Raw genomic sequence first — 12062 nt, 5'->3', positions numbered from 1 at the left:
GCCGCTCCGCTTGCCATAATGATCCCCATCTGATATTTGCGTATTGAATTACAATACGATCGTTTTTATTGTCGAGAGAAAGGAACGCTCCTTGGGCGGGTTTGTCAACTCCCTCGCGACCCTTCCGGAGCAGCCGGACGAGGATAGTCCGGCGATCGATCAGAGGCAGTTCGTAAATTCCCTGGGCAAGGGAATCGCCGTCCTGGAAGCGTTTTCCAGTCATCCCGGCGCAATGAGCCTGCAGGAGATCGCGGACCTCGCAGGGCTCGACAAGAGCACGGTCCAGCGCATGGCCTATACGCTGCTCCAGCTCGGCTATCTCCGGAAGGGGCTCGACGGGCGGGGCTTCTGCCTCGGCACCAAAGTGCTCGACCGCGCCTTCGACTTCCTGCGCAGCTGGCCGCTCATCGAGCGCGCGACCCCGGTGCTCAACGAACTCCAGCTGGGCTCGCACGAACGGGTCGACCTTTCGATCTTCGACGATCTCACGATCTGCTACGCCATCCGCAGGCAGAGCAAGCGGCAGACCTTTTACGCGACGCTGGTCGGGCGGCGGATTCCGACCTTCTGCTCCTCGGGCGGGCGGGCGATCATGGCGCGGCTTTCGGACGGCGAGGTGGACAGCATCCTGCGGCGGTCCGATCTGATCGCGCTGACGCCGAAGACCCTGACCGACCCCGATGCGATTCGCGAGGAGGTGCAGCGCGCGCGCCGTGAGGGCTTCTCGCTGGTGCACGACGAGAGCCTGATCGGCGAAGTCGCCGTGGCGTGCGCGGTTCTCGATCACCGGGCGCGCCCGGTGGCTGCGGTCCACATCGCCGGCAGTCTTTCGGAATGGAGCCCGGAGAGCTTCGCGAAGCGTTTCTCGCCGCTCGCGGCCGAGGCGGCCGGAGCCTTGAGCGGCGCCATCGCGCCATTCTAAGCCGTGCCCGCCCGATCCCGCAGCCGGCGGGTCGGGCCGCGCCGCCGTAAGCTTCCTGTTGCCGCACCGGCCGTCCTCTGCCAAAGGGCGGGGACACTCAGCGTGAAGGCGGCACATGACGATGGCGCGCTACGCCTATTTCCTGCCGATCGCGGCGGTTCTCGGCGCGGTTCTCGGGCGGGCGCTGCATGTGCCGCTCGACGATCTGGGCGCTGGCGTCGCGACGCTGCTTCTGCTCGGTGCCGCCTTTTCCGCTGTCCAGCATGCCGAGCGCATCTCGGCGCGGCTCGGACAGCCTTACGGCACCCTCGTCCTCACCTTCTCCGTCACCTTGATCGAAGTGTCGGTCCTGATGTCCCTGATGCTCAACAGCACGGGCAACCCGACCCTCGCACGCGAAGCGGTCCTGTCGACCGTGATGTTCGTGCTCACGGGGGTGGTCGGCCTCTGTCTGCTGATGGGGGCGCTGCGGCATTACGAGCAGGAGATCCGCCAGCAGGGCGTTTCCGGCTATCTCTCGGTGATCATCGCCATTTCCGTGCTCGCTCTGGTCCTCCCGGAGGTGACACGGGGCGGCCTTGTCGGCGCGCCGCTCAAGATCGACGTGTTCGTCATCATGGTCGCCGTGGTGCTGCTCTACGGCTCGTTCCTGTTCATGCAGACGGTCCGCTACAAGGCGCATTATCTGGAGGGGGGCGAATCGCTGCATGCGCCGCCGAGCCGGCGCGCGACGCTGATTTCCATCGTCTTCCTTCTGATCAGCCTCGCGGGCGTCGTCCTGTTGTCGGACCGGGTCGCCGCCGGGGTCGAGCATCTGGTGTCCCTCGGCCATCTCGCCGATCCCGACGCGGTGATCGGCGCGGTGGTGGTCGCGATGCTGCTTCTGCCGGAGACCCTCACCGCGCTTCGCGCGGCGCGGCGCAACCAGCTCCAGCAGGCCCTCAACACCGCCCTCGGCTCGGGCCTCGCCACGATCGGCCTCACCATGCCGGTCATGGTGGCGATCGGCTATCTGATCGGCCAGGAGGTCCAGCTCTCGCTCGATCCGGAGGACCGCATCCAGCTTCTGCTCGCTTTGGTCCTGTCCGTCGTCTCCTTCGGCACCGGCAAGACCAATGCCTTGACGGGCCTCGTTCACCTCGTGCTGTTTCTGGTTTACGTCATGACGCTGTTTTCCCCCTGACGCGGCGATCCGCGCCAGTGGCGGCGATGGACAGGAGGCGGGCACGGTGGCATGGTCCGCCCAAAGCGAGCGAGGCGAGGTCCCGTGAAAGATCTGCTGCTTTACATCTTTGCCTGGTGGCAGAAGGCGACCCCCGGCACCCTGCTCTGGACGCGCCGCTATGGCGAACTGGTGGGCGAGGACGAATTCGGGAACCGCTATTACCGCACCCGCAACGGGGCGGTGGACCCCACGCTCGGCTTCGAGCGGCGCTGGGTGCTCTATAACGGCTATGCCGAGGCGAGCACGATCCCGCCGGGCTGGTACGGCTGGATGCATCACCGCACGGACGTTCCGCCGACAGAGATGACCTACGTCCCGCGCCCTTGGCAGAAGCCGCACCGCCGCAACTTTACCGGATCCCCGGCGGCCTACCGCCCCAAGGGCGCCGTCATGACCGGCCGCGCCCGCCCGGTGGTCACGGGCGACTACAAGGCCTGGACGCCCGGCGAGTAGGGGGCGGGCCTCGGCTCCCATCGCGCGGGTCCGCCTGCCGCCGCGGGACTCCGGGTCCCGGGCTGTCGCCGCGCACGACAACCTCCCGGATTGCCCTTGCTTGGCCGCATTGCGCGTGTCTACCGGGTGCAGGCGGCGGCCCCGCCCAGGTCCGCGGCATCATGTGTCAGGTTCGCTTTTCCATGAAGAAATTCCGTCCCGCCTTCGTTCCGGCCGCCGTCTTGGTCCTGTTGATGGCCGACGCCGCGGGGGCGGCGCGCGCGCAATACACCATTCAGTCGGCGCCGCTCGCTCCGCCGGCGGGAATGTCGACCACGCCCGCGGTTCCGCCTTCCGGACCGCTGCCTCCGGCGCCCCAGACGCCGGGTTCGGCGCGGCAATTGCCGCCTCCCGGTTCGCCGCGTCCGGGAGCGCGGGACGCATTTCCCGGCCCGGCGCCCGCCGTGGTCCCGCCCGCGGCCGGCACCGCTTCTCCACCGACCGGGACCGATGAGGGCGACATGGTCGTGGTCCAGCCGCCGGCCGAAAAGATCCCCAATCCCACCGCGGTCTATGCCGGGCTCGACAAGATCACCGGCCGCATCACCTCGTTCGAGGTGAAGATCGGCGAGACGGTGCAGTTCGGGGCGCTCCAGGTTACACCGCGCGCCTGCTATACCCGGCCGCCGACCGAACCGACCAACACGACCAGCTTCACCGAGGTCAACGAGATCACCCTGAAGGGCGAGGCCAAGCGCATCTTCACCGGCTGGATGTTCGCCTCAAGCCCCGGGCTTCACGGCGTCGAGCATCCGATTTTCGACGTCTGGCTGACCACCTGCAAGGCGGCCCCGCCCGCCACGGCCAAATCTGCCGGCCAGCAATAAAAGTCGCCCTCGGTCGCCAGCGCGGCGTCGAGCAGGCGGTGATAGTGCCGCCGGCTGACCTCGACGGCGCCGAGGCTTTCGAGGTGCGGGGTGACGAACTGGGTGTCGAGCAGGCGGAAGCCGCCGGCCCTCAATCGCGCCACGAGATGCACCAGCGCGACTTTCGAGGCGTCGCGCTCGACGTGGAACATGCTCTCGCCGAAGAAGGCCGCGCCGAGCCGCACGCCGTAGAGCCCCCCGACCAGCCGACCCTCGCGCCAGACCTCGACCGTGTGACACCGGCCGCGCGTGAACAATTGGCCATAGAGGGTGCGGATCCGCGCATTGATCCAGGTCTTCGCCCGGCCGGGCTGGGAGGCGGCGCAGCCGTCGATCACGCCGTCGAAGTCGCTGTCGATGCGCACTTCGAATCGGTCGGACCGCACGGTGCGGGCGAGGCGGGAGGAGATCCGCAGCCCGTCCAGCGGGAAGATCCCGCGCCGCTCGGGCTCGATCCAATAGAGCCCCGGGTCTTCGGCGCTTTCCGCCATGGGGAAGATGCCGCAGGCATAGGCCTTCAGCAGGACGTCGGGGGTGATGTCGACCACCGCGTCGCGGGGACCGCTCATGCGCCGGCCGCCCGGGTTCGCGCGACCTGAAGCCCGCGTCGCGCGGGATGGCGGCGCGCGCGGAGGTCGCAGGGCGATGTGCGCAGAGTGCGTAGCGTATTTGTCATGGACGCGCTGTACTGGCCTCAAGCAGACGTGATCAATCTTCCACATTCCGGGTGGACGTTCCCATGCTGTTTCAGCCTGCAGCCGTCGGCAATGGTCCCGCCCCGGTCCGGTCCCGTTTCTTCACCCCCTTCGATCTGTTCGCCTTCGCCGTCGTGTTCGGCTTGCTCGCTTTGTTCACCCAGAGCACGCAGGAGGCCCTGGTCCCGATTTCCGACCTCGACAGGACGCCGATCACGCTCGATCCCTCCGCTCTGCCCGAATATGCCCTGCGCACCACCGCCCGCATGCTCGCGGCGATCATCGCCTCTTTGATCTTCACCTTCCTCTATGGCGCCATCGCGGCCAAGAGCCGCCGCGCGGAAATGGTGCTGATCCCGATCCTCGACATTCTCCAGTCGGTGCCGGTCCTGGGCTTCCTGTCCTTTACCGTCGTGTTCTTCATGGGGCTGTTCCCGGGCCAGGTCCTGGGGGTGGAATTCGCGGCGGTGTTCGCGATCTTCACCAGCCAGGCCTGGAACATGACCTTCAGCTTCTACCAATCGCTGAAGACCCTGCCGCGCGACCTCGAAGAGGTGTCGAGCAGCTTCCGCCTGACCGGGTGGCAGCGCTTCTGGCGGCTGGAAGTGCCGTTCTCCATGCCGGGCCTGGTGTGGAACACCATGATGTCGATGTCGGGCGGCTGGTTCTTCGTCGTCGCCTCCGAGGCGATCACGGTCGGCTCGACCACCATCACCCTGCCGGGCATCGGCGCCTATGTCGCGACCGCGATCGACCAGAAGGACCTCGTCGCCGTCGGCTGGTCGGTGGTGGCCATGCTGGTGGTGATCCTGATCTACGACCAGCTCCTGTTCCGCCCGCTCGTCGCCTGGGCCGAGAAGTTTCGGTTCGAGACCTCGGTCGGCGGGCCGCCGCCGCGCTCCTGGGTGCTCGATCTGATCAAGCGCGCGCATCTGTTCCAGTTCGTCATCGCCCCCTTCGGCCGCGCGCTGCGCGGCGCCGCGCGCATGCCGCTGGCGCTGCCGGTCGCGGTGCCACGCCCGGTCGGCGTCGCCTGGTCGAGCCGCGCGATGGATCGGATCTGGTCGGTTCTGATCGCCGCCGCCGCGCTCTACAGCGTGTGGCTGATCGTGCGCTTCGTTGCCACCGAGGTCGGGCTCTCCGAGGTGTTTCACGTTCTCTGGCTCGGCTTTCTCACATTGCTGCGGGTCGCCGTGCTGATCTTCATCGCCTCGCTGATCTGGGTGCCGATCGGCGTCTGGATCGGCCTGCGGCCCAAAGTGGCGACGGCGGTGCAGCCGCTCGCCCAGTTTCTCGCCGCCTTTCCCGCCAATATCATCTTCCCGTTCGCGGTCGTGGCGATCGTGTATTTCGGCCTCGATCCCAATATCTGGCTGTCGCCGCTGATGGTGCTCGGCACCCAATGGTACATCCTGTTCAACGTGATCGCTGGCGCGAGCGCGTTCCCAACCGACATGCGGGAGGCGGCGGCCTCCTTCCATATCCGCGGCTGGCACTGGTGGACCAAGGTGATCCTGCCGGGGGTCTTTCCCTATTACGTCACCGGCGCGCTCACCGCCTCGGGCGGATCGTGGAACGCCTCGATCGTCGCCGAGGTGGCGAGCTGGGGCGATACCACGCTGCGCGCCGAGGGCCTCGGCGCCTATATCGCCGACGCCACGACGGCGGGCGACTATCCCCGCATCACGCTCGGCATCGCGGTGATGTCGCTCTATGTCATCGCCTTCAACCGCACCCTCTGGCGGCCAATGTTCAATTTCGCCGCGCGCCGGCTGCGTCTCGACTGAGGACACCGATCATGCTCGACACCACCCAGTCCTCCGGCACGCCGATGCTGTCGGTGTCCCATGTGGTCCAGTCTTTTCGGAAGAGCGAGAACAATCGCATCCTGGTGCTGGACGACGTCTCCCTCGCCATCAAGGAGGGCGAGATCGTCGGCCTGCTCGGGCGGTCCGGATCCGGAAAATCGTCCCTCCTGCGCATCATTTCCGGCCTGACGCCGCCCTTCGCCGGCGATGTCACCTGGTATGGCGAGAAGGTCAGCGGTCCCAGCGAGGGGATCGCGATGGTATTCCAGACCTTCGCCCTCTTCCCGTGGCTCACGGTGCGCCAGAATGTCGAGATCGGGCTGGAAGCGCTGGGCATTGCCGCCGCAGAGCGGCGCCGCCGCGCCGAGGAGGCGATCGACCTGATCGGCCTCGGCGGCTTTGAGAGCGCCTATCCCAAGGAATTGTCGGGCGGCATGCGCCAGCGCGTCGGCTTCGCGCGGGCCCTCGTCGTGCATCCCCGGCTGATGCTGATGGACGAGCCCTTCTCGGCGCTCGACGTGCTCACCGCCGAAACGCTGCGCACCGATATCATCGATCTGTGGACCGACGGCGCGCTGCCGATCAAGTCGATCCTGATCGTCACCCACAATATCGAGGAGGCGGTGCTGATGTGCGACCGCGTCCTGATCTTCTCCTCCAATCCCGGCCGGGTCGCCTTCGAGATGCCGATCGCGCTGCCGCATCCGCGTGACCGGCAGGCGCCGGAATTCCGCGATCTGGTGGAAGAGATCTATGCCCGCATGACCAATCGCGAGGGTCCTGGTGCGCCGCTCCACGGCGCCGCGGCCCCGCACGCCGACATCACGCTCACCACTTATCTGCCGCCGATCTCCACCAACGTCCTCGCAGGCCTGATGGAGGAACTGGCCGATCCGCCCTATAGCGGCAAGGCGGATCTGCCGGCGCTGGCCGAGAGCCTGCACATGCCGGCCGACTCGTTGTTCCCGATCGCCGAGGCGCTGCATATGCTGCGGTTCGCGGACGTCGCCGGGGGCGACATCACGCTCACCGAGGCCGGCAGGCGGTTCGTCGCGGCGGAGGTCGAGCCGCGCAAGGCTCTGTTCGCCGAGCACCTTCTCGCGCATATCCCGCTCGCCGCCCATATCCGGCGGGTGCTGGACGAGCGGCCGAGCCACCGGGCGCCCTGGTCGCGCTTCGCCGACGAGCTGGAAGACCATATGTCGGAGGACTTCGCGCGCGACTGCCTGCGTGCCGTCACCAATTGGGGCCGCTACGGCGAGACCTTCATCTATGACGAGCAGGTCCGGCAGTTCAGCCTGGAGACCGAGGACTGAGCCGGGCTCAGTCCAGGACGCTCTGGAACAGGCGGAACAGCTCGGCCTGGCGTTCGAAGCCCATGCCGGGCCAGTCGCCCGCCGTGATGTAGCCGTCCTCGACGCGCACGTCGTCGCAATAGCCGGAGAATACCCCGAAGGCGTCGGGATAGGCCTCGCACATGCCGAGGCCGAAGCCGGCACTCTGGTTGAACGACATCTGGTTGCCGCCGTGCGGCAAGACCGAGGCGGGCGTAAAGCCGTGCTCGGCCAGCATGGCGAGCACCCGCGCCGCGGTGCCGATTCCGTAGGACTGGGGAATGTCGCTCTGGATGATGTCGATGCCGGGCCGCATGCCGCCGTGGCGCACCAGATTGCGCACGTCCTCGAGCGCGAACAGGTTCTCCCCGGTGGCGACGGGATTGCCGTAGGCGGCGATGAAATCGGCATTTCCGGCGAAGTCGGCGGGATGCGCCGGCTCCTCGAACCAGCGCAGACCGAGCGGCTTCAGCGCCTGCGCATAAGCCGGCCGCAGCGCGGGCGGAATGCCGCAATTGGCGTCGACGGCGAGCCGCGCGGGATCGCCGAGCAGGCTGATCACCGCCTCCAGCCGCGCCAGGTCCTCGGCGAGCGGCAGGCCGCCCACCTTCACCTTGATGAGGGTATAGCCCATGCCGAGATAGCGGCGGACTTCCTCGAGCAGATCGGCGACCGTCTTGCCCGGCGCGTACCAGCCGCCGCCGACATAGCAGAACACCCGCGTCTGGGCGTCGCCGCCGCGATAGCGGTCGGCGATCAGCCGGTAGACCGGCACGTCCGCGATCTTGCCGACCGCGTCCCACAGCGCATGCTCGATGGTGCCGATGGCGACCGAACGCTCCATGTCGCCGCCGGGCTTTTCGCCGAACATCATGGCGGTCAGCCAGAGGTCCGGATCGAAGGCGGCGGGGTCGAGCGTCAGCGCCTCCGCGCGCATCAGGCGCGGGACGAAGCGGTCGCGCATCTGCGCGCCGCAGGCATAGCGGCCGGTGGAGTTGAAGGCGTAGCCGACGACCGGCCGGCCGTTACGCACGACGTCGGTCACCACCGCGACCAGGGAGGTGGTCATCTCGTCGAACGAGAAGGCGGCGTTGCGCAGCCGGCTTTGCAGCTTGACCGCCTTCTCCCGGATCTCCACCACCCGCATCGGTCAGGCCTCGTCGACGATCGGGTTGGTGAGGCGGCCGATCCCCTCGATCTCGATGACGATCTCGTCGCCCGCTTTCATGAAGACGGGCGGCTTGCGGGGATAGCCGACGCCGGCCGGGGTGCCGGTGGCGATCATGTCGCCGGGCTCAAGGGTCATGATCTCGGACAGGGTGGACACCACCTTGGCGACCGAGAAGATGAAGTCGGAGGTGTTGCCGTCCTGCATGACCTTGCCGTTCAGGATCGAACGCACCGCGAGACCGTGGGCGCCGTCCGGCAGTTCGTCGCAGGTGACGACTTCGGGGCCGATCGGGCCGGTGGCGTCGAAATTCTTGCCGGCGGTCCATTGGGTCGACTTGCGCTGATAGGCGCGGACGCTGCCATCGTTGAAAATGGTATAGCCGAACACGGCCTCGAGCGCCTTGTCCTCGGGGATGTGCCGGCCGCCTTTGCCGATCACGATGGTCAGCTCCGCCTCATAGTCGAAGGTCGGCGAGGCCTTGGGGCACACCATGGGCTCGCCGTCGGCGATCAGCGAGGAGGGCACGCGCAGGAACAGAGCGGGATAGTCCGGGATCGGATTGCCGCCTTCCTTGGCATGGTCGGTGAAGTTGAGGCCGATGCAGATGAACTTGCCGGGATTGAGGACCGGCTGGGCGGCCTTGACCGAGGCGCGCGGCACCTTCGGCGCCGCCGCGGCCGCCGCGGCCACCGCCTTCAGCGCGGCCTCGCCGCCGCCGCAGACTTCGCGCAGGGTCCGGCCCGGCAGGATGGCGACGCCGTCGCCCTCGACCACGCCCAGGGCATCCCCTTCGGGGGTCTTCACCATCATCAGCCGCATGCGCCACTCCTGCCGGAAAATCGATATTGGCGCGGTGATAATGGGTTTGAACCGGAGTGTCCAGGCGGAGCGACGAGCGGAGCGGGGCGGAAAAGGTAAATCGATTTTCAGTTGACGGTCCCGTCGGAACATGGTGAGGGACGCGGCACCAAGGGAGACCCGCCATGACCGACGCCGCCTCGTCTTTCCCCCGCATCACCAAGCCGGGCCGCGATTTCCGCTGGCCGGGCGGCCGGCACGTCGCGGTGGTGTTCAACCTTGCTTACGAGGCCTGGTCGGACGGCAAGGCGCCGGGCATCGGGCCGATGGGCAATCCGCTCCCGCCCGGCACGTTCGATGCCAATGCGCTGTCCTGGGGCAGCTATGGCGCGGTGGCCGGGATCGAACGGTTGCTGCGCATCCTCGACCGCAACAAGCTCACCGCGAGCGCCATGGTGAGTGGCGTGTTCGCCGAGCGCAATCCCGAGCAGGTGCGCGCGATCTTCGGCGCGGGACACGAGATCGTCGCCCATTCCTACGCCCAGGACATCATCCCCGCCGGCCTCACCGAGGCGGAGAACCGCGACAATGTCGTGCGCACCACGCAGGCTTTGGCGGCGATCACCGGCACCCGGCCGCGCGGCTGGATGAGCCCGCGGGGCACTGCCGGGCTCGATACGATGCGGGTCCTGGTGGACGAGGGCTATGCCTGGCAGGGCGACGTCCTCGACACCGACGCGCCCTATCTCCAGACCTTCGAGAACGGCGACATCGTCGCGGTGCCGTTCAACATGGAGATCAACGATCTGCCGCACGCCATGCGGTTCGGCCGCACGCCGGCGCAATTCCTGGCCTTGTTCGACGATTTCCTGTCCCATACCCTGAAGGTGGACGACGGGGCGGTGATGATCGACGTGACGGCGCATGCGCATTGCTACGGCCGGCCGGGTGGGGCCTGGGCCTATGAGGCGATCGCCCAGCGCGTCGCCGGCCGCGACGACGTCTATGTCGCGACCCGCGGCGAGATCGCGGCGCACACCCGCGCCAGCCTCGGCCTGTGAGGGCCGCCGGCATGCGCAGGCCGGGGGGCGAGACGATATCGGTTCCGGGGGGCGTGGCTCCCGGTGCGCCGGTGCGCTCGCTGACCTCGGCGGTGCATGCCGCCTTGCGCTCGGACATCCTCACCTGCCGCCTCGCGCCGGGCGAAAAGCTGCCGGTGGCGGCGCTCGCCAAGCGCTTCGACGTCAGCCTCTCGGCGGTGCGCGAGGCGCTCTCGCGCCTGGTCGCGGACGGCTTCGTGCTGAGCGAGGACCAGCGCGGCTTCCGCGTCAGCCCGCTCGACCTCGCGGACCTGCTGGACCTGACCTCGACCCGCATCGAGATCGAGGCGCTGGCGCTGCGCCGGTCGATCGCGCGCGGCGATGCCGGGTGGGAGCGGGCGGTGCGCGAGAGCTGGGACGCGTTGCGCCAAGTCCCCTATGCCCTGGCCCGCCAGACCGCGCCGCATGACGGCGGCTGGGCCGATCTGCATTTCGCCTTTCACGAGGCCCTGGTCTCGGCCTGCGGCCTCGGCTGGCTGATGCGCTTCCGCAAGGCATTGTTCGAGCAGTCGGAGCGCTACCGCGCCTTGGCCCGCGCGGTGGGCGGCAGCGACCGCGACGTGAATGCCGAGCATGCCGCGATCGTCGAGGCGGCGCTCGCCCGCGACGCGGCGGCGGCCGAGGCGGCGCTGGCGCTGCATTTCACCACGACGATGGAATTGGTGCGCGCCGCGGTGCCGGCCGGTTCGCCGCCGCGCTGAGCGGGCGGCCCGCCGCGCCGCCGCGATCTGTTCGGGAGCGGTGGTTTCCGGTTCCGAAACCTTCTCGCCTTAAGCTGCGCGACATGCCGCTGTTCGCAATCACCTGGCCCTGGATCGGCCTCGGCGCCGCCGGTCTGCTGCTGATCCTGCTCGCAAGCGGGGACGGCCTGCAGACCGACCGGCGCGTCGCGCGCTGGCAGGACATGACCTGGCTGACCTGGGCCGGGATCGCGGCTTATCTGCTGCATCAGTTCGAGGAGCACGGGATCGACCTGTTCGGCCGGCCCTATGCCTTTCGCGGCTTCCTGTGCGCCGAGATCGGCTTTCGCGACGCCGTCTCCTGCCCGGTGCCGCTGTCCTTCATCACCGCGGTCAATGTCGGCTCGGTGTGGGGCTCGGCCCTGATCGCGGCCCTCCTGGCGCCGCGCAAGCCGCTGATAGGGTTGAGTTTCTTCGCCATCCCGCTGGTCAATCTGTTCGCCCATCTCAGCCCGGCCGTCACCGCGCAGCGCTACAATCCCGGGCTCGCGACCGCGCTCCTTTTGTTTCTGCCGCTCTCGCTCTGGGCGCTCGCCGTCGCCGTGCGGCGCTACAAGGCCGGCGTGCGGGCGGTGCTTCTGGTGCCACTCGCCGGGATCGCGGTGCATGGCGTGCTGATGGGATCGCTGCTGCTCTATCTGCGCTTCGGCTATGGCGATGCAGTGCTGGCGGCGATCCAGGTCCTCAATGCCGTCGTCCCGGCCGGCCTCATGCTCCTCGTTTTGCCGCGCGCCGCCCCGCCGCCGGCCGCCCCCAAGGCCCGCAGAGCGCCGAAAGCGGCGGGGCAGGGGGCCTCCTCGACCGGGCCGTGAGGCGCCAGCGCCTCCAGCCCCGCCGGTTTCCCGGCGGGGGGAGGGATGCGGGAGCGGTCGGCACGCCGGCGAGGCATGCCAGGGGTAATCTTCGACGTC

Annotated in this window: 12 protein-coding genes; 9 read left to right on the top strand and 3 right to left on the bottom strand. The window is 68.2% G+C overall.

The genetic code is table 11. From position 1 onward, the window contains the following. Nucleotides 1–91 precede the first annotated feature (91 nt). The 4 genes from EDC64_RS22360 to EDC64_RS24130 all read left to right on the top strand — a co-directional run bounded on the left by EDC64_RS22360 (nucleotide 92) and on the right by EDC64_RS24130 (nucleotide 3466). On the top strand, nucleotides 92–922 hold the full coding sequence (locus EDC64_RS22360) for an IclR family transcriptional regulator (RefSeq protein WP_132035915.1): 831 nt from the start codon (nucleotides 92–94) through the stop codon (nucleotides 920–922). 115 nt (nucleotides 923–1037) lie between these two features. Further along, on the top strand, nucleotides 1038–2105 hold the full coding sequence (locus tag EDC64_RS22355) for a calcium:cation antiporter (RefSeq protein WP_132035912.1): 1068 nt from the start codon (nucleotides 1038–1040) through the stop codon (nucleotides 2103–2105). Between the two features lie 84 nt (nucleotides 2106–2189). Further along, nucleotides 2190–2600: an NADH:ubiquinone oxidoreductase subunit NDUFA12 gene (locus EDC64_RS22350; protein WP_245504845.1), complete on the top strand. Its 411-nt coding sequence runs from the start codon at nucleotides 2190–2192 to the stop codon at nucleotides 2598–2600. Nucleotides 2601–2782: 182 nt separating this feature from the next. After that, on the top strand, nucleotides 2783–3466 hold the full coding sequence (locus EDC64_RS24130; protein ID WP_420808975.1) for a DUF2155 domain-containing protein: 684 nt from the start codon (nucleotides 2783–2785) through the stop codon (nucleotides 3464–3466). Here EDC64_RS24130 and aat read toward each other — a convergent pair. Next, complete coding sequence (gene aat, locus EDC64_RS22340) at nucleotides 3376–4074, bottom strand: leucyl/phenylalanyl-tRNA--protein transferase (RefSeq protein ID WP_132035902.1); 699 nt, start codon at nucleotides 4072–4074, stop codon at nucleotides 3376–3378. The genes EDC64_RS24130 and aat overlap by 91 nt on opposite strands. A gap of 170 nt (nucleotides 4075–4244) precedes the next feature. Here aat and EDC64_RS22335 point away from each other — a divergent pair, with 170 nt between their 5' ends. After that, nucleotides 4245–5987 carry an ABC transporter permease gene (locus EDC64_RS22335; protein ID WP_132035899.1) on the top strand — a complete coding sequence of 581 codons (1743 nt, stop codon included), beginning with the start codon at nucleotides 4245–4247 and terminating at the stop codon, nucleotides 5985–5987. An 11-nt stretch (nucleotides 5988–5998) separates the two neighbouring features. Further along, on the top strand, nucleotides 5999–7324 hold the full coding sequence (locus EDC64_RS22330; protein WP_132035896.1) for an ABC transporter ATP-binding protein: 1326 nt from the start codon (nucleotides 5999–6001) through the stop codon (nucleotides 7322–7324). Nucleotides 7325–7331: 7 nt separating this feature from the next. Here EDC64_RS22330 and EDC64_RS22325 read toward each other — a convergent pair whose 3' ends face one another. Both EDC64_RS22325 and EDC64_RS22320 read right to left on the bottom strand, forming a co-directional pair. Then, nucleotides 7332–8489: an enolase C-terminal domain-like protein gene (locus EDC64_RS22325; RefSeq protein WP_132035893.1), complete on the bottom strand. Its 1158-nt coding sequence runs from the start codon at nucleotides 8487–8489 to the stop codon at nucleotides 7332–7334. 3 nt (nucleotides 8490–8492) lie between these two features. Further along, the gene (locus tag EDC64_RS22320) at nucleotides 8493–9332 is read right to left on the bottom strand and encodes a fumarylacetoacetate hydrolase family protein (protein ID WP_132035890.1); all 840 of its coding nucleotides are present in this window, start codon (nucleotides 9330–9332) and stop codon (nucleotides 8493–8495) included. Between the two features lie 164 nt (nucleotides 9333–9496). Between EDC64_RS22320 and EDC64_RS22315 the strand changes: the two genes are divergently transcribed. The 3 genes from EDC64_RS22315 to EDC64_RS22305 all read left to right on the top strand — a co-directional run bounded on the left by EDC64_RS22315 (nucleotide 9497) and on the right by EDC64_RS22305 (nucleotide 11963). Beyond that, nucleotides 9497–10372 (top strand): polysaccharide deacetylase family protein, encoded by an 876-nt coding sequence (locus EDC64_RS22315; RefSeq protein WP_132035887.1) that lies wholly within the window; start codon nucleotides 9497–9499, stop codon nucleotides 10370–10372. Nucleotides 10373–10425: 53 nt separating this feature from the next. Beyond that, nucleotides 10426–11112 (top strand): GntR family transcriptional regulator, encoded by a 687-nt coding sequence (locus EDC64_RS22310; protein ID WP_245504844.1) that lies wholly within the window; start codon nucleotides 10426–10428, stop codon nucleotides 11110–11112. An 83-nt stretch (nucleotides 11113–11195) separates the two neighbouring features. Next, nucleotides 11196–11963 carry an HXXEE domain-containing protein gene (locus EDC64_RS22305; protein WP_132035881.1) on the top strand — a complete coding sequence of 256 codons (768 nt, stop codon included), beginning with the start codon at nucleotides 11196–11198 and terminating at the stop codon, nucleotides 11961–11963. The last annotated feature ends 99 nt before the right edge of the window (nucleotides 11964–12062 follow it).

Source organism: Aquabacter spiritensis, from assembly GCF_004346185.1.
In the GTDB taxonomy this organism is placed as follows: Bacteria; Pseudomonadota; Alphaproteobacteria; order Rhizobiales; family Xanthobacteraceae; genus Aquabacter; species Aquabacter spiritensis.
The sequence above is the reverse complement of the archived record's forward strand: the minus strand, read 5'-3'. Positions and strand labels throughout refer to the sequence as shown.

Coding starts and splice junctions, on each gene's coding strand:
- EDC64_RS22355 (WP_132035912.1), top strand. CDS start 1,038: ATGACGATGGCGCGCTACGCCTATTTCCTGCCGATCGCGGCGGTTCTC.
- EDC64_RS24130 (WP_420808975.1), top strand. CDS start 2,783: ATGAAGAAATTCCGTCCCGCCTTCGTTCCGGCCGCCGTCTTGGTCCTG.
- aat (WP_132035902.1), bottom strand. CDS start 4,074: ATGAGCGGTCCCCGCGACGCGGTGGTCGACATCACCCCCGACGTCCTG.
- EDC64_RS22335 (WP_132035899.1), top strand. CDS start 4,245: ATGCTGTTTCAGCCTGCAGCCGTCGGCAATGGTCCCGCCCCGGTCCGG.
- EDC64_RS22330 (WP_132035896.1), top strand. CDS start 5,999: ATGCTCGACACCACCCAGTCCTCCGGCACGCCGATGCTGTCGGTGTCC.
- EDC64_RS22325 (WP_132035893.1), bottom strand. CDS start 8,489: ATGCGGGTGGTGGAGATCCGGGAGAAGGCGGTCAAGCTGCAAAGCCGG.
- EDC64_RS22320 (WP_132035890.1), bottom strand. CDS start 9,332: ATGCGGCTGATGATGGTGAAGACCCCCGAAGGGGATGCCCTGGGCGTG.
- EDC64_RS22315 (WP_132035887.1), top strand. CDS start 9,497: ATGACCGACGCCGCCTCGTCTTTCCCCCGCATCACCAAGCCGGGCCGC.
- EDC64_RS22305 (WP_132035881.1), top strand. CDS start 11,196: ATGCCGCTGTTCGCAATCACCTGGCCCTGGATCGGCCTCGGCGCCGCC.